A 15,888-nucleotide genomic window follows, 5' to 3' on the forward strand; every position below is an offset into this window, starting at 1 on the left:
CGGCACGAGGCGCGTCCCGCGCTTCGGTGAGTTGCGGCTTCACTGCGAATGATCACGCCAAGCCCCGGCCGCCCTATCCCAAGGTACAGGTGACTCTAGCCGCCGAACCAGCGAGACCACACCCGCCGCACGATACCACCGAGCGCTGTTTCCCATCATCGTTACGAACATGGTCGAGGTAACCGCTCTGTCCACCGACCAACGAATCGGCCGGCGGGAATTGAACGCAAGACTTCCCCAACACGAGCACAATTCATGAGCACGCCGATGGTCGATACCCTGGACGCTCTGCCGGTCGAACCCAGGACGCGAGAGAGGGACTTTCAGGCTACCGACCGCCGCTCCGCCGATGTGGAGATGACGCGCGTCCTCCACACCGCACCACTTCACATGGCGTTGGACGCCTCCGGCGCCGGGATCGCCCACTGGCAACATGAACCATTGCACGACGTCGTCGAGCCGATGAGCCACCACGTCATCATGGCCTACAACGGCGCGGTGCAGCGCATGGAGCGGCGGTCGGGAAGCTCGGTCGTCAAAGGAACGTTTCGTCCCGGGGTCGTGATCATCATCCCGGAAGGCTCAAGCTCCCGGTGGGACATTCCGAAACCTGTCGACGTCGTCCAGCTTTATCTTCCTCACGCCACATTGAGGCGCGTTGCCGACCAAGCCGAGACCCACAACCCGACCGACCTTCTGGAGCGAACTGCGCATCCCGATCCCATTACATCCCGCTTGCTCCTGAGCGCGGCCGGTGTGGTGGAGGGCAATCGGGCGCTGGATGTGCTGTTCAGGCATCAGCTGACCGACCTCCTGGCCACACGCCTCCTGGCCGCACATACCGGCTCGCCGACGGCGTTCCAGTCGACCGTGGGTGGACTTTCACCGAAGGTCCTGCTCCGCGCCATCGAACGCTTGCGCTCGGACAGCGATGCGGATGTCTCCCTCGATGCCCTGGCTTCGGACGCAGGCCTGTCGCGCTTCCACTTCTGCCGCGCTTTCAAGGAGAGCACTGGGCTTTCACCTCTTGCCTGGTTGCGGCAACACCGGCTCGAGCAGGCGATGAATATGCTGCGCAACACCGACGCATCGGTCGTGGCGGTGGCGGTGGAGCTTGGCTATGCCTCCCAGACGGCCTTCGCTGCGGCATTCAAGCGATCGACCGGGGAAACGCCGAGCGATTGGCGGCGGCGCGTGCGTTAGCAACTGTCCCCCTGCAGTCAACGAAGTGCCTTCGAACGCGAGAACAGCCCGATGAACCAGCCGATCCTGCACGATCCTTTGGAGGCTCTGCTCGTCGACCCCGGCGCGCGACATCGCGACACCGCGGTCACCGAGCGGCGCCGTGCCGACGTGGAAATGGCGCGCGTCCTCAAGACCGCACCGCTCCAGATGGCTTCGGACCCTTCCAGCGGCGTCATCGCGCATTGGAAGCATGGGGCTCTCCATGACGCGGTCGAACCCATGACCGACCACGTCATCATGACTTACCCCACAGGCGTTCAGCGCCTGGAGCGTCGCTCCGGGAGATCGGTTGCGATTGGAACGGCCCGCTCCGGGGTCGTGACCATCATTCCGGCCGGTTCAAGCGCAAGATGGGACATTCCCGGGTTCGTCGACGTCATCCAGCTCTACCTTCCGCACACGGCGCTCGAACGCGTCGTTCGCGAAGCCAACGCGCCCACCCTCGGCGATCTTCTGGAACGAACGGGTCATCCCGACCCTGTCGTATCCGGGTTGTTGATGAGTGCAGCGGATGTGCTGGAAGGCAATACGGCCCTGGATCTACTGTTCAGGCAGCAGCTGACGGAGGTCCTGGCCACACGTATCCTGGCCGATCACACTGGCGTGCCCACGACGTTCGAGCCGATCATGGGCGGCCTGTGCTCCCATGTTCTGCGACGCTCGATCGAACGTCTGCGCTCGGACAACAATACCGACGTGTCGCTCGCGGCGCTCGCTTCGGATGCCGGCCTGTCGCGCTTCCACTTCTGTCGTGCCTTCAAGGAAAGCACCGGGCTTTCACCTCATGCGTGGCTGCGCCAGCAGCGGCTGGAGCAGGCGATGAACATGCTGCGCGAGACCGATATGCCGATCGTGTCGGTGGCCGCGAAGCTCGGCTATGCCTCACAAACTGCGTTCACCGCCGCATTCAAGAAGCTGACCGGCGAAACCCCCAGCGATTGGCGACGGCGCATACGGTAACAGCAATCGCGATGCAGGTGCCGCAATCGCACTGGCGCAGACGCAGCGTCGATCCGGTAAACGATCAGGGTCCCCCACGCTCCCAATAGACGGAGACGAAGATGACCTCGAAGACTTTCGTCAGCCTCTCTGCAATCGCGCCGCGACGCAGACTAGTCGCAGGCACAATCGTCTACGGACTGTCATTGGCGGTACGCTTCGCCTCTGCAACGGGCGAGGACGTGGAAACTCCAACCCAGTTCATGCACAGGACGATTCCGGCGATGTCCGTCATGCTCAGCGACGACACACGGCTTCCCTACGCCGACTGGAGCGGCCCGATCGCCGTCGGAGCGGCTTTCCTCCGCCGCTGGCCGCCGCGGGCATCGTCGATGCCGAGCTGTTTCTCCCCTTAAAACCAGCGCGTTCGTTTCACGTCTTCGCGTCGTCGTCGAGTTCGAGAGGCCGCACCCAGGCAGCGGCGGCGGCAACGCGCGTATCCCCGAAGAGCAACCACAGGAGAAAGTCACATGCGAATAGTCATCATTGGCGCCGGTTTTGCCGGCATGTACGCTGCACTTTCGGCTGCCCGTCTGCGCGATATCCAGGGCGTCTCGCCCGAAGAGCTGGAGATCGCGCTGGTGGCTCCCGAGCCGACATTGGTGGTTCGTCCGCGGCTCTACGAAGCGAAGCCCGAAACGCTGACGGCGCCGCTGCAGGATGTCCTCAAGGCGATTGACGTCGTCTACGTACAAGGCAGCACCGAAGCGGTCGACACTACGGCTCGCACGGTGGAGATCGCCCGTATCAAAGGTGCGAAGAAGCACCTCTCCTACGATCGGCTGGTGGTGGCGACCGGCAGCCGGCTGTTTCGTCCGAATATCCCCGGCCTTGCCGAGCACGGTTTCAGCGTCGACCAGCTCGACGATGCAATTGCGCTCGACCGGCATCTTCACGGTCTGGCCGGTCGGCCGGCAAGGAACGGACGCGACACCGTCGTCGTTGCCGGCGGCGGCTTCACGGGAATCGAGACCGCCACGGAAATGCCCGCCCGGCTTCGTGCGATCTTCGGCAAGGATGCCAGGCCGCGCATCGTCATCGTCGATCGGAACAGTGCGATTGCACCCGACATGGGTGCGGGTCCCCGCCCCGTCATCGAGGATGCGCTGCGCACGCTCGGTGTCGAGACCCGGCTCGGTGCGAGCGTCGCATCGCTCGACGACTCCGGGGTGACGTTGACCTCCGGCGAACACATCGAAAGTGAAACCGTGATCTGGGCGGCGGGCATGCGCGCCGCTCCTCTGACCGCGCAAATTCCCGCCGAGCGCGACAATTTTGGGCGGCTGCTGGTGGACCGCGACTTGCGCGTGCTGAACGTCGCCGGCGTCTTTGCCACCGGCGACGCCGCAAGAGCCGCCAGCGACAACATCGGCAATTACGCGCTGATGTCGTGCCAGCACGCCACGCGGATGGGCGCCTTTGCCGGCAACAATGCCGCGGCCGAGCTGCTGGGAGTCCCCACGAAGCCGTATCACCAGGAGGCATATGCGACCTGTCTCGACCTGGGCGAGGCTGGCGCGATCTTCACGCGTGGCTGGGATCGGACGCTCGAGCTCGTCGGGACCGAGGCCAAGAAGACCAAGCAACAGATCAACACCGTGTGGATCTATCCGCCACCGGCCGAGCGTGCAGCCGCGCTGGCCGCAGCCGATCCCGAGCGTGTCGGCGAGGTGTAGACCGACCAAACCAGGGCCGCGCTTCTCGCAAAAGAGTGCAGTCTGCTCAAAATCGACCAACGTGGAGATCACCGCAATGAAACCCGAGACCGTCCGCGCGACAGCGTTTGCGATGCCGATGACCAACCCGGCTTTTCCGCCGGGCCCCTATCGCTTCGTCAACCGCGAGTACTTCATCATCCAGTACCGGACCGACCCCGAGGCGCTGCGCCGGATCGTGCCCGAGCCGCTCGCGCTCACGGAGCCGGTCGTGAACTACGAGTTCATCCGCATGCCGGACTCGACCGGATTCGGCGATTACACCGAAAGCGGTCAAGTCATCCCTGTGTCCTATCAGAGCCAGGCGGGCACCTTTACCCACCAGATGTTTCTCAACGACCATCCGCCAATCGCAGGCGGGCGTGAGCTGTGGGGATTTCCCAAGAAGCTGGCACAGCCGAAGCTTGCAGTCGAGATCGATACGCTGGTCGGCACCCTGAACTATGGCTCGGTACGCATCGCAACCGGCACCATGGGCTACAAGCACCGCGCCCTCGATTGCGCAGCCGAGGCGAGCAAGCTCGCCGCGCCCAATTTCCTGCTCAAGATCATCCCGCATGTCGACGGCTCGGCCCGCATCTGCGAGCTGGTCCGCTACCACCTCGAAGACATCACCGTGAGGGGCGCATGGACCGGCCCCGCTGCGCTCGACCTTTATTCGCACGCGCTCGCCCCCGTCGCCGAACTGCCGGTCCTCGAGGTGCTGTCGGCCAAGCACCTCGTGGCCGACCTGACGCTCGGGCTCGGCACCGTGGTCCACGACTATCTTTCGCCGGGCGCGACTGCGCAGCGACGCGGATCCAGATCCGAAATCCTTATCGAGGCAAACGCCGGCTGATCGGATCAGCCGCAATACCGGGAGGTTCGAAATGCTTAAGGTCACGCGCGAGCAAACCAGTCCTGCGCCGCAGCAATCGAGGCCGCTGCCATATGACGCGGTCGCTCTGGTCCTGCAGGGCGGCGGAGCACTCGGCGCCTATCAGGCTGGCGTCTACGAGGGCCTGCACGAAGCCGGCATCCGGCCGAACTGGCTGGCCGGAATCTCGATCGGGGCCCTCAACGCCGCCATCATTGCCGGCTCGCCCGAAGGCGAGCGCGTGCAAAGGCTGCGCGAATTCTGGGAAACCATCTGCGCCTTCTCGATCGAGTGGCCCGCCGGCGAAGGGCTAGCCAATGCCTTGCCATTTGCGTTCGACATCAACTCGTTGCGCAACGCGATGGCGGCCGCGAGAGCCTTGGTCCAGGGCCAGCCCGGCTTCTTCAAGCCGCGCTTCCCCTCGCCGCTGTGGTCGCCGTTCTCGGGCGATGCCGCGACGAGCTTCTACGACACCGCACCGCTGCTCAAAACGCTGGAGCGGCTCGTCGACTTCGACCGGCTGAACTCGGGCGACGTGCGCGTCAGCGTCGGCGCGGTCAACGTCCGCACCGGCAATTTGACCTATTTCGACACCGCCGAACGCCGGCTGGGACCGAAACATTTCATGGCGTCCGGCGCGCTGCCGCCGGGATTCCCCGCCGTCGAAATCGAAGGCGAACATTACTGGGATGGCGGCGTGGTGTCGAACACGCCACTCTCCCGTGTCCTGTCCGGCGAGCCGCGCGACACCTTGACGTTCCAGATCGATCTCTGGTCGGCCAGAGGCCGCGTTCCCTACGACCTGATGGAAGTGTCGAGCCGGCAGAAGGACATCCAGTATTCGAGCCGCACACGCTCTGTCACCGACCAGGTGTTGCGGATGCAGAAGATGCGTCAGGCATTGCAACGGACCATGCAGGAACTGCCGGAAAGCGCGAAAGCGAAGCCGGAAATCCGCGCCATTGCCGATATGGCCTGCCATCGCGCCTACAACATCGTCCACCTGATCTACCAGTCCAAGACCTACGAGGGTCATTCCAGGGACTACGAGTTTGGGCTGAGTGCGATGCGCAGGCATTGGCAGAACGGGCTCGACGACATCCGCCGTACTCTCGCCGACCCGGGCCGCCTGGACCCGCCGTCACCAGAGCTCGGCATCGTCACCCACGATATTCATCGCCGCGATTGAGCTCTAGCGCCGTCTGCAGCCTCAGGAGAATGCCATGTCAACCATTTCTTTTGTCCCCGAACGAAAGGCCCAAGCCAGGCTTCGCCCGTCTCGGCAGGCGATCAGGCGGGCAGCGCTGATATTTGTCGCGGCGCTCGGCGTCGCCGGGGCGGCCGAGTTCACCCGCTACTACCTCACGATCGGCCGCTACCTGGAAACGACCGACGACGCCTATGTCAAAGCCGATTCCACCATCATCGCGCCGAAGGTTTCCGGCTACATCGCCGAAGTCCTTGTTTCCGACAACGAGCCGGTCAAGACCGGTCAGATCCTGGCCCGGATCGACGACCGCGATTTCAGGGCGGCGCTCGATCAGGCCCATGCCGATGTCGCCGCGGCCAATGCCGCGGTGCGTAACCTCAACGCGCAGATCGAATTGCAGGAGTCCGTGATCCAGCAGCAAGCCGCACTGGTGGACGCCAGCGAAGCGGCGCTGAAGTTCGTACGCGAGGAACAGGCCCGTTACGACGGCTTGATGAAGACCGGTTCCGGCACCATCCAGCGCGCACAGCAGACCGACGCGGCGCTGCGCGAGAAGTCCGCCCAGTTGCTCGCAGAGAAGTCGGCGTTGATCGCCGCCAGCAAGAAGATCGAGGTGCTCGCGACCGACCGTGCCAAGGCGGTTGCCCAGCTCGACCGCGCCCATGCGGTGGAGCAGCAGGCGGCGCTGAACCTGTCCTACACGCAAATCACGGCGCCCGTCGAAGGCACGGTCGGCGCGCGCTCGTTGCGGGTCGGCCAGTTCGTGCAAGCCGGCACCCAGCTGATGGCGGTCGTGCCGCTCGATGCGGTCTATGTGGTCGCCAATTTCAAGGAGACGCAGCTCACCCATGTGCGCGACGGACAGCCGGTCGAGCTTCGGATCGACAGCTTCCATTCGACCAGACTGACAGGCCATGTCGAGAGCCTGTCGCCGGCGAGCGGCCTGGAATTCGCGCTGCTGCCGCCCGACAACGCAACGGGCAACCTTCACCAAGATCGTGCAGCGCGTGCCGGTGAAGATCGTGCTCGACGGCCAGAGACTGAAGGGCCTGTTGCGCCCCGGCATGTCGGCGCTGCCGACCATCAACACCAAGAGCGCCGTTCTCGCCGACCGCGAAGCCGAAAAGCGCGTTGCATCGCGCCGCACCCAGCCCCGTAGCTGAACCACATCGCTCCTCCCGCGCACGCGAAGAGACCGCCATGACCACGGATCGAACCATCGTCGACGTCATTCCCACCGGCGATGCTGGGTCGCCCGCCGCGGCCCCAGCCGCTCCCGTTGTCTCCGCAAAAACCTGGCTTGCGGTGATCGGCTCCACGCTCGGCGCCTTCATGGCGGTCCTCAACATCCAGATCGTCAATGCTTCGCTTGCCGACATCCAGGGCGGGATCGGCGCGGGCATCGACGATGGCGGCTGGATCTCGACCTCGTATCTGATCGCCGAGATCGTGGTGATCCCGCTCAGCGGCTGGCTCGCGCAGGTATTCTCGGTACGCATCTACCTGCTGACCAACGCCCTCCTCTTCCTGCTGTTCTCGGCAGCCTGCGCACTCGCGCAAGACCTCTCGCAGATGATCGTGCTGCGCGCCGTGCAGGGATTTACCGGTGGCGTGCTGATCCCCATGGCATTCACGCTGATCATTACGCTGCTGCCGAAGGCGAAGCAGCCGATCGGCCTAGCACTGTTCGCGATCTCGGCGACGTTTGCGCCCGCAATCGGACCGACGATCGGCGGCTATCTCACCGAGAATTTCGGCTGGGATTACATCTTCTATGTCAACGTCGTGCCCGGCGCGGCCATGATCGCCATGCTGTATGTCTCGCTGGAATCGAAGCCCATGAGGCTCTCGCTGCTGCGCGAAGGTGACTGGGCGGGCATCATCACCATGGCGATCGGGCTCGCCGCGCTGCAGACCGTTCTGGAGGAAGGCAACAAGGACGACTGGTTCGGCTCACCGTTCATCGTTCGTCTCGCCGTGATCGCTGCGATCGCACTGGCGCTGTTCGTCGCGATCGAACTCACCGCCGACAAACCATTGCTGAACCTGCGTCTGCTGGTTCGCCGCAATTTCGGCTTCGGCGTTCTCGCAAATCTCCTGCTTGGAGTCGCTCTCTACGGCTCGGTCTACGTCCTGCCGGTCTATCTCTCGCGCATCCAGGGCTACAATTCCGAGCAGATCGGCATGGTGCTGGCATGGACCGGGTTGCCGCAGCTCCTGCTGATCCCAATGGTGCCGCAGCTCATGAAGCGCGTCGACCCGCGTATCGTAATCGGCGCCGGCTTTGCGCTGTTCTCTGCCTCCAACTTCATGAACATCTACATGACCAATGACTATGCGGCCGATCAACTGTTCTGGCCCAACGTGATCCGTGCCTTTGGCCAGGCCCTTTGCTTCGCACCGCTTTCGGCGGTCGCCACGGCCGGCATCGAGTCCGAGAATGCCGGGTCTGCATCCGCGCTATTCAACATGACACGGAATCTCGGCGGCGCCATCGGCATTGCCGCGCTGCAGACGCTGCTCACCAAGCGCGAGCAATATCACTCCAACGTGCTGACGCAATCGGTGTCGATGTTCGAACAGGCGACCCGCACCCGGGTCGAGCAGCTTACGCAGTATTTCATGAACCACGGCATCATCGATCGCGTCGACTCCACGCACCGCGCCTATGTGGCGATCGGCAAGGTCGTGCAGAAGCAAGCCTTCATCCTGGCCTTCAGCGACACCTTCTACGTGCTCGGTGCAGCCCTGATCATTGCGCTGCTGGCCGCGCTCCTGCTGAAGAAGTCCGGCCCGCTCGAGGCCGGCGGTGCCCACTGATCATCGTTCAACGCGCATCCCCAACGGAAAGGAAACTCCCATGTTGAAGAACAAGGTTGCCATCGTGACCGGATCGACCAGCGGCATCGGGCTCGGCATCGCCAGAGAGTTGGCCGGGCTCGGAGCGGACCTCGTCTTGAACGGCTTCGGCGATGCCGGCGAAATCGAGACGATCCGCAGCGGAATTGCGCGCGAGCTTGGGGTGCGTGTCGTCTACGACGGCGCGGACATGTCGAAGGCGGACGCCGTGCGCGGCCTGATTGCCGCGACGATCGACAAGTTCGGACGCCTCGACATTCTCGTGAACAATGCAGGCATCCAGTTCACCGCGCCGGTCGAAGATTTTCCGGCCGCCAAGTGGGACGCGATTCTGGGCATCAACCTATCGGCGGCGTTCCACGGCATCGCGGCGGCCGTGCCGCAGATGAAGACGCAGCGCTGGGGGCGGATCGTCAACATCGCTTCAGCCCACGGCCTCGTCGCGTCGACACACAAGGCGGCCTACGTCGCTGCCAAGCACGGGCTGGTCGGCTTGACCAAAGTGGTGGGCCTGGAGACCGCCGGAAGCGGCGTGACCTGCAATGCGGTTTGTCCTGGATGGGTACGAACGCCGTTGGTGGACAAGCAGATCGACGACATCGCGGCGCAAAGAGGCATCGGCCAAAAGGAAGCCGCCAGGGACCTGCTGGCCGAGAAGCAGCCATCCCTCGAATTCGTCTCTCCGGCACAGCTTGGGGCCACCGTGGCTTTCCTGTGCTCGGCCGCCGCCGATCAGATCACGGGCACAGCGATCTCGGTCGACGGTGGCTGGACCGCGCAATAGAGGCTCTCTCATGTTGCAAAGGTCGGCTGATTCATCTGACGACGCAGTGGAGCTGTCGCGCCTCGAGGCGCGGTTGCCACCGTTGCTCAGCGTCATCGCCGGAATGGTCGACTTCACCGGCTTCTCCACCCTCGGCCATATCTTCACGGCCCATGTGACCGGCAATATCGTGCTGGCCACCGTCGTTGCCGTCGACGGCGGCTCGTTTCATTGCGCCCAGTTGTTGGCGATTCCGGTCTTCGTGCTGGCCCTGGCCACCGTCGGGCTGATCGCCCGCGCTTCCCAGAGGCACGGGCCGAGCCTGGCGCGGCTGTTGCTTCTGGTTCAATTCCTTGTGCTTGCCGCGCTATTGATCTTCAGCGTCATTGCGAAGCCATCCATCGATCCGATTGGTGTGCGGGCCGGCTGGGCGGCGATGATGGCTGTGTCCGCCATGGCCTGCCAGTACGCGCTCCTTCGCCTCGCCGTGCCTGGCGCGATTTCGACGGCGGTGATGACCGGTAATCTCGCCAATGCCGTCTTGTCAGCGATGGACTTGCTCTCGGTGCGCCATCCCCTACTGCCGCACGATTCAACGCCGCTGCACCGCTCGCTGGATCGCTTGCTCGGATTTCTCCTGGGATGTGTCGTTGCCGCGGCCGCGGTTTCGTTGACGGGAGATTGGGCCTGGTCTCTCCCGACGGCGCTGGCTGCCGTTGCAATTGGGGTGCGTTAACGGCAGATGGCGGAGTACCAATCGTGACGCCAAGATGAGCCCTTTCATCGCAGCGAGCGCCGGTATCGACCGACTGCCTCATGGCCGACGCGTCAGAGGTTAGGTCATCCGAACCCAGGCACCTTTGCGTGTGGCGGACTTCACGGCAGCGTCGATGAACTTCACCCCTGCCAGGCCATCCTCAACGGTTGGAAAGATCACCTCAGGATCCGGCTTTTGGCCGGCCTCTGCCGCGCGGATGGCGCGCGCCGCCTCGGCATAGATAGTCGCAAAACCTTCAAGGTAACCCTCGGGGTGGCCGGAGGGGACGCGGGTGACCCTACTCGCCTCACCCAAGGCGCCGGTGCCGCCCCGGGTCAGGAGCTGCTTCGGCCGGCCGTAGGGCGTGAACCAGAGATGGTTCGGTTTCTCCTGCGCCCATTCGAGGCCACCTTTGCTGCCGTAGACGCGCAAGGTGAGGCCGTTCTCATTGCCGACGGCGACCTGACTCGCCCAGAGCATGCCCTTGGCTCCGCCTTTCCACCTGAGCAGGATCTGGACATCGTCATCGAGGCGCCGTCCCTCAACGAAGGTCGAAAGTTGTGCGAGCAATTCGTCGAGCTCCAGCCCGGTGACGAAGCAGGCGAGATTGTAGGCGTGGGTACCGATGTCACCGATGCATCCACCGGCGCCGGACCGGGCGGGGTCCGTGCGCCATGCCGCCTGCTTGTGGCCGCTTGCCTCCAACCGCTCGGTCAGCCAGTCCTGGAGATATTCGGCATGGACCAGCCGAATCTCGCCGAGGTCGCCATTCGCGACCATGGCGCGGGCCTGCCGGACCATCGGATAGCCCGTGTAGTTGTGCGTCACCACGAACACCTTGCCGCTCTTCCCGACGAGCGCCACCAGCTCCTCGGCTTCCGCGACGGTCGTCGTCAGCGGCTTGTCGCAGATGACGTGGATGCCGGCTTCAAGGAAGGACTTGGCGACCGGGCCGTGCGTGTGATTTGGAGTTACGATCGAGACGGCCTCGATGCCGTCCGCTCGCGCGGCTTCGAGCTTCGCCATCTCTTCGAAGGAGCCATAGGCGCGATGGTCGGCAATGCCGAGCTCCTTCGCCGAGGCCTTGGCCCGAACCGGATCAGACGCGAGCGCGCCGGCAACGAGCTCGAACTGGTCGTCGATACGGGCCGCAATACGGTGTACGGCACCGATAAAGGCTCCCTGGCCGCCACCGACCATGCCGAGCCGGATACGACGATGACCGCCAGCTTCATTGCTTGCTTCGATAGCCATATTTTTCCCCTCGCTCAGGAGATGCCCAGCATCTTGCGGTTCGCCTGCTGGTTCGTACCGGAACCTGCGAAATCGTCGAACGCCTTTTCGGTGACGCTGATGATATGGTTTTCGATGAACTCCGCGCCCTCGCGCGCACCTTGCTCGGGATGCTTCAGCGCGCATTCCCATTCGAGCACCGCCCAGCTCCCGTAGTCGTACTGCGTCAATTTCGAGAAGATGGCGCCGAAATCGACTTGGCCGTCGCCCAGCGAGCGGAAGCGGCCGGCACGGTCGACCCAGCTTTGGAACCCGCCATAGACACCCTGGCGACCGGTCGGGTTGAACTCGGCGTCCTTGACATGAAAAGCCTTGATGCGGTCGTGGTAGATGTCGATGTAGTCGAGGTAGTCGAGCTGCTGCAGCACGAAGTGCGATGGGTCGTAGAGCAGGTTCGCGCGCTTGTGGTTATTCACACGCTCGAGGAACATCTCGTAGGAGACACCGTCGTGCAAATCCTCGCCAGGGTGGATCTCGTAGGCGAGATCGACGCCCTGCTCGTCCGCATGGTCAAGGATCGGCCGCCAGCGCTTCGCGAGTTCGTCGAAGGCGGCCTCGACGAGGCCGGCCGGACGCTGCGGCCATGGATAGATGTAGGGCCAGGCAAGTGCCCCTGAGAAGGTTGCGTGCGCGGTGAGACCGAGACGCCTGGAGGCCAGGATCGCGCGCTTGACCTGGTCAACGGCCCACTCTTGGCGCGCCTTCGGGTTGCCGCGAACCTCAGGTGCAGCGAAGCCGTCGAACGCCGTGTCATAGGCCGGATGAACGGCGACGAGCTGCCCCTGGAGATGGGTCGAGAGCTCGGTGATACAAAGGCCGTGACGGGCTGCGATACCCTTCACCTCGTCGGCGTAGTCCTGCGATTCCGAAGCCTTCTTCAGGTCGAAGAGCCGCACATCCCAGCTCGGAATCTGGACCCCCTTGTAGCCAAGCGCGGCGGCCCATCCGCAGATCGAATCGAAGGAGTTGAACGGCGCCGCGTCGGCAGCGAACTGAGCGAGGAATATCGCCGGTCCTTTGATCGTCTTCATCGAATGCTTCCTTCTACCCTGAACGCTCCAGCAGCACGCGCCCGCTGAGTTCGATACACCACCAAAAACTCGTCTCCCCTTGCTGGTTCCCGTAGACCGGGCGGGCATTTCACCCCAATGCTGAGATCGGGCAATCGCAGCCGGGCACAATCCCGGCTTCAGACCGTCTCCCCGGCACACAACGCCATCGCCTCGAGGTCGGACAGCGGAGCCGGTCGCTCGACGCGCACACCTTTGCCGACTTGATAGCTTTGCATCCAGCTGATCCTGCGCACGCTTGTAAGCTCGTTCGACGATCGACGTTCACGGTGCTCAAACCGCTGAAGACCCGCGCATCAACGACGGGTTCGAAATTACGGCAGATTGTCTCGCAGAAAAATGTCGATACGAATGCGCTCCTGGTCGGGGCTGATGGGCTCGCCCGAGCAATGCGCGAGCAGGACTCGCGCCGCAGACCGCGCCTCGTGGCCGGGATCCTGGTTGATGATTGCGTCGAGCGTGCCGTGGACCAGGAAACGCCGCGTATACCGGGTCAGCTCATGAGTGATCCAGACCACTTCGCGCGCGCGTCCCGAGCTCTCAAGCGCATCGGCGATGCCACGATTGCCGGCGCCGCAGCAGTAGATGCCACGAAGATCGACATGGCTCGCGAGCAGCGCGGCAGTGAGCTCCCTCGTGCGCGCGGCGTCGTCGCGGCCCTCGATGGCCGGTAACGCGAGCAGGTTCGGATACTCGCTGGACAGGATCTGGTGGAAGCCGAAATGCCGCTCGGTGTGATCGCGCAGCGACAACGATCCGGCGATCACGGCAACCGTTCCCTCGCGGCCCGCGAGGAAGCGTCCCATCAGCGTTGCCGCAGTTCGCCCCGCGGCCGGGTTGTCGATTCCGACATAATGGAGCCGGCGCGAGCTCGGCGCGTCCGACACGAGGGTCACCACGGCGACCCCGCGGGCGGCGAGTTCGTCGATCGCCGCGCGCACCCTGGGATGGTCGAGCGCGATGACGGCGACCCCCTGATAGGCCGGCGACAGGTCTTCCAGCGCACTGGCGAGTACATCCGGATCGAACACGTCGACGTGGAGAATATCGATAAAGCCACGATGGCCGGCGAGCCAGTCCGCGGTGCGCCGGACCTGCTCGGCCAGATTGGTCATGAAGCTGTTGCTGCCGCTCGGCAGCACGAAGGCGAAGCGGAACGTCTGTCCGCGCGCGAGCCGCGCCGCCGCGACATCACCCCGATAGCCGAGTTTTGCCACCGCGGCCTCGACGCGCGCGACGGTCTTGGCGCGCACGCCCTCGCGCCGGTTGACGACGCGGTCGACGGTTGCGAGCGAAACGCCCGCCGCACGCGCGACGTCCTCCAGCGTGGCGCGAACCGCCGGCTGCGTCGCACCGGCTGTCATTCCCGCGCCGCCCACAGCATGCCGCGCGTCATCAACGTTCGGATCTCCGGTACGTCGAGCTCGTAGGCACGGTGGCCGAGCGAGGAATAGAACACCCTGCCCGTCCCGTAGTGCTTCTTCCAGACCACCGGCATGATCACGCCCTCGATCCAGGGCGCGTGCTCGCCGGTGAAGGTCGTCGTCGCCAACACCTCATTGGCGGGGTCAACATGCATGTAATACTGCTCTGAACGATGCTCGAAACTCTTCAGACCCTTCATGATGGGATCATCCGGCTTCGTCAAGTCGACCTTGTAGTCGATGATGTTGCCGGGATGCGCAACCCACTGTCCGCCGCACAGGAATTGGTAATCGACGGAATCGCGGAACGCGTCGCACATGCCGCCATGATGGCCGGCGAGACCGACACCGCTGCGCACCGCCGCGCAGAGATTGAGCGCTTCCGCCTTTTCGATCTTCGACATGGTGTAGATCGGGATGATCAGCGACAGATCGTGAATCGCGGGGTCGGCGAACGCCGCGGTCGTGGTTTCGATCCGCACCTCGAAGCCTTCCGCCTTGAGCCAGCCGCGGATCATCGAGGCACACAGGTCCGGATCGTGTCCCGGCCAACCGCCCCAAACAATCATTGCCTTGCGCATGTTCATGTCCTCAGTCGATCTGTCCGGTTTCGCGTCCGGCCGGCAGCATCGCCGGCCGCTCGACGCGGCTCTCGATCTCGACGCGCCGCCCTTCGTCGGCGGAGGTCTGGAACGCCTCCATCACCTCCAGCACGTGGAAAGCCAACGCACCGCTGGCGCGGTGCGGCCGGTTGTTCAGGATCCCGGCAGCCATGTCGGCGACACCGATCGAGCGAAACTCGCCGTCGACGTGGCCGTGCGTCAGCGGCGCCGTCTCCCATTCACCGCCGGTCCTCGCCACCTGCACCTCGCCGCCGAACCGGTTCGGGTCCGGCACCAGCATGCTGCCTTTGTCGCCGTAGATCTCGATCGGCGCGTGCCGGTGCTTCGGCACGTCGAAGCTCATGGCGATCGAGACGACCGCCCCGCTCTCGAATTCGAGCGTGCCCGCCACATGGGTCGATACCTCGACGGGAATCAGTGTGCCGTTCATCGGCTGGCTGGTGACCAGACGCTCGGATTTCGGGCGCGCGGTCGAGCCCATCACGCTCACGACCGGGCCGAGCAACTGCACGAGATCGGTGACGTAATACGGTCCCATGTCCAGCATCGGCCCGCCGCCGCGCAAATAGTAGAAGCCCGGCGCCGGATGCCAGCGCTCGTGACCGGGACAGCCGAAGAAGGCGCTGCCCGCAACGGGCGTGCCGATCGCACCGTCGTCGATCAGCTTGCGCGCGGTCTGGTGTCCGCCACCGAGGAAAGTGTCGGGCGCGCAACCGACGCGAAGGCCTTTCTGCGCGGCGAGGTCCATCACCTTGCGGGCTTCCGCGACGTTGATGCCGAGCGGCTTCTCGGAGTGGACGTGCTTGCCGGCATTGAGCACCGCGAGACTGACGTCGGTGTGGGCGAGCGGCACCGTTAGATTGATGACGATCTCGACGTCGTCACGCTTCAGCAACTGATCGACCCGCACCCCCGGCAGGCCGAAGGCTGCGCCCTGGCGTTCCGCGGCATCGCTGCGCATATCAGCGAGCGCTTTGATTTCCATGACCGGGAAGCGCTGGGCCGCCTTCAGATAGGCGGTGCTGATATTGCCGCAGCCGATGATTCCAACGCCTACTTTTCTCATTGTGATCT

14 protein-coding genes and 1 pseudogene are annotated in these 15,888 nt (G+C 64.2%); 10 read left to right on the forward strand and 5 right to left on the reverse strand.

The genetic code is table 11. The features are described 5' to 3' along the window. Nucleotides 1–255: 255 nt before the first annotated feature. The 10 genes and pseudogenes from OC450_RS07945 to OC450_RS07990 all read left to right on the forward strand — a co-directional run bounded on the left by OC450_RS07945 (nt 256) and on the right by OC450_RS07990 (nt 10,383). A complete protein-coding gene (locus OC450_RS07945; RefSeq protein ID WP_211383209.1) occupies nt 256–1,203 on the forward strand; it encodes a helix-turn-helix transcriptional regulator in 948 nt (315 codons plus the stop codon). A gap of 51 nt (nt 1,204–1,254) precedes the next feature. After that, nucleotides 1,255–2,205, forward strand: coding sequence for a helix-turn-helix transcriptional regulator (locus OC450_RS07950; RefSeq protein WP_262047609.1), 951 nt, complete (start codon nt 1,255–1,257; stop codon nt 2,203–2,205). Between the two features lie 101 nt (nt 2,206–2,306). Further along, nucleotides 2,307–2,600: a hypothetical protein gene (locus OC450_RS07955; protein ID WP_211383207.1), complete on the forward strand. Its 294-nt coding sequence runs from the start codon at nt 2,307–2,309 to the stop codon at nt 2,598–2,600. A gap of 114 nt (nt 2,601–2,714) precedes the next feature. Further along, complete coding sequence (locus OC450_RS07960; protein WP_262047610.1) at nt 2,715–3,920, forward strand: NAD(P)/FAD-dependent oxidoreductase; 1,206 nt, start codon at nt 2,715–2,717, stop codon at nt 3,918–3,920. A 76-nt stretch (nt 3,921–3,996) separates the two neighbouring features. After that, nucleotides 3,997–4,797: an acetoacetate decarboxylase gene (locus OC450_RS07965; RefSeq protein WP_262047611.1), complete on the forward strand. Its 801-nt coding sequence runs from the start codon at nt 3,997–3,999 to the stop codon at nt 4,795–4,797. Between the two features lie 31 nt (nt 4,798–4,828). After that, a complete protein-coding gene (locus tag OC450_RS07970) occupies nt 4,829–6,004 on the forward strand; it encodes a DUF3734 domain-containing protein (protein ID WP_211383204.1) in 1,176 nt (391 codons plus the stop codon). A gap of 34 nt (nt 6,005–6,038) precedes the next feature. Then, nucleotides 6,039–7,188 (forward strand): annotated as a pseudogene (locus OC450_RS07975) (HlyD family secretion protein). 37 nt (nt 7,189–7,225) lie between these two features. Further along, complete coding sequence (locus OC450_RS07980) at nt 7,226–8,845, forward strand: MDR family MFS transporter (RefSeq protein WP_262047612.1); 1,620 nt, start codon at nt 7,226–7,228, stop codon at nt 8,843–8,845. A 40-nt stretch (nt 8,846–8,885) separates the two neighbouring features. Continuing rightward, nucleotides 8,886–9,668: a 3-hydroxybutyrate dehydrogenase gene (locus OC450_RS07985; protein ID WP_211383201.1), complete on the forward strand. Its 783-nt coding sequence runs from the start codon at nt 8,886–8,888 to the stop codon at nt 9,666–9,668. Between the two features lie 10 nt (nt 9,669–9,678). Then, nucleotides 9,679–10,383, forward strand: a complete 705-nt coding sequence (locus tag OC450_RS07990; protein WP_211383200.1) for a DUF1275 family protein — start codon at nt 9,679–9,681, stop codon at nt 10,381–10,383. A 99-nt stretch (nt 10,384–10,482) separates the two neighbouring features. Here the strand turns inward: OC450_RS07990 and OC450_RS07995 are convergent, their stop codons facing one another. The 5 genes from OC450_RS07995 to OC450_RS08015 form a co-directional block, all read right to left on the reverse strand. Continuing rightward, nucleotides 10,483–11,658: a Gfo/Idh/MocA family protein gene (locus OC450_RS07995; protein WP_262047613.1), complete on the reverse strand. Its 1,176-nt coding sequence runs from the start codon at nt 11,656–11,658 to the stop codon at nt 10,483–10,485. A 14-nt stretch (nt 11,659–11,672) separates the two neighbouring features. Continuing rightward, nucleotides 11,673–12,728 carry a sugar phosphate isomerase/epimerase family protein gene (locus tag OC450_RS08000; RefSeq protein WP_262047614.1) on the reverse strand — a complete coding sequence of 352 codons (1,056 nt, stop codon included), beginning with the start codon at nt 12,726–12,728 and terminating at the stop codon, nt 11,673–11,675. Nucleotides 12,729–13,081: 353 nt separating this feature from the next. Then, the gene (locus OC450_RS08005) at nt 13,082–14,131 is read right to left on the reverse strand and encodes a LacI family DNA-binding transcriptional regulator (RefSeq protein ID WP_262047615.1); all 1,050 of its coding nucleotides are present in this window, start codon (nt 14,129–14,131) and stop codon (nt 13,082–13,084) included. Beyond that, a complete protein-coding gene (locus OC450_RS08010) occupies nt 14,128–14,772 on the reverse strand; it encodes a ThuA domain-containing protein (RefSeq protein WP_262047616.1) in 645 nt (214 codons plus the stop codon). Before OC450_RS08010 ends, OC450_RS08005 begins: the two co-directional genes overlap by 4 nt. Nucleotides 14,773–14,782: 10 nt before the next feature. Next, on the reverse strand, nt 14,783–15,880 hold the full coding sequence (locus tag OC450_RS08015; RefSeq protein WP_262047617.1) for a Gfo/Idh/MocA family protein: 1,098 nt from the start codon (nt 15,878–15,880) through the stop codon (nt 14,783–14,785). Nucleotides 15,881–15,888 lie beyond the last annotated feature (8 nt).

It is taken from the genome of Bradyrhizobium sp. Bra78, assembly GCF_024519855.1.
Lineage (GTDB): Bacteria > Pseudomonadota > Alphaproteobacteria > Rhizobiales > Xanthobacteraceae > Bradyrhizobium > Bradyrhizobium japonicum_G.

Coding starts and splice junctions, on each gene's coding strand:
- OC450_RS08015 (WP_262047617.1), bottom strand. CDS start 15,880: ATGAGAAAAGTAGGCGTTGGAATCATCGGCTGCGGCAATATCAGCACC.
- OC450_RS07990 (WP_211383200.1), top strand. CDS start 9,679: ATGTTGCAAAGGTCGGCTGATTCATCTGACGACGCAGTGGAGCTGTCG.
- OC450_RS07985 (WP_211383201.1), top strand. CDS start 8,886: ATGTTGAAGAACAAGGTTGCCATCGTGACCGGATCGACCAGCGGCATC.
- OC450_RS07955 (WP_211383207.1), top strand. CDS start 2,307: ATGACCTCGAAGACTTTCGTCAGCCTCTCTGCAATCGCGCCGCGACGC.
- OC450_RS07980 (WP_262047612.1), top strand. CDS start 7,226: ATGACCACGGATCGAACCATCGTCGACGTCATTCCCACCGGCGATGCT.
- OC450_RS07945 (WP_211383209.1), top strand. CDS start 256: ATGAGCACGCCGATGGTCGATACCCTGGACGCTCTGCCGGTCGAACCC.
- OC450_RS08010 (WP_262047616.1), bottom strand. CDS start 14,772: ATGCGCAAGGCAATGATTGTTTGGGGCGGTTGGCCGGGACACGATCCG.
- OC450_RS07965 (WP_262047611.1), top strand. CDS start 3,997: ATGAAACCCGAGACCGTCCGCGCGACAGCGTTTGCGATGCCGATGACC.
- OC450_RS08005 (WP_262047615.1), bottom strand. CDS start 14,131: ATGACAGCCGGTGCGACGCAGCCGGCGGTTCGCGCCACGCTGGAGGAC.
- OC450_RS07995 (WP_262047613.1), bottom strand. CDS start 11,658: ATGGCTATCGAAGCAAGCAATGAAGCTGGCGGTCATCGTCGTATCCGG.
- OC450_RS07960 (WP_262047610.1), top strand. CDS start 2,715: ATGCGAATAGTCATCATTGGCGCCGGTTTTGCCGGCATGTACGCTGCA.
- OC450_RS07970 (WP_211383204.1), top strand. CDS start 4,829: ATGCTTAAGGTCACGCGCGAGCAAACCAGTCCTGCGCCGCAGCAATCG.
- OC450_RS08000 (WP_262047614.1), bottom strand. CDS start 12,728: ATGAAGACGATCAAAGGACCGGCGATATTCCTCGCTCAGTTCGCTGCC.
- OC450_RS07950 (WP_262047609.1), top strand. CDS start 1,255: ATGAACCAGCCGATCCTGCACGATCCTTTGGAGGCTCTGCTCGTCGAC.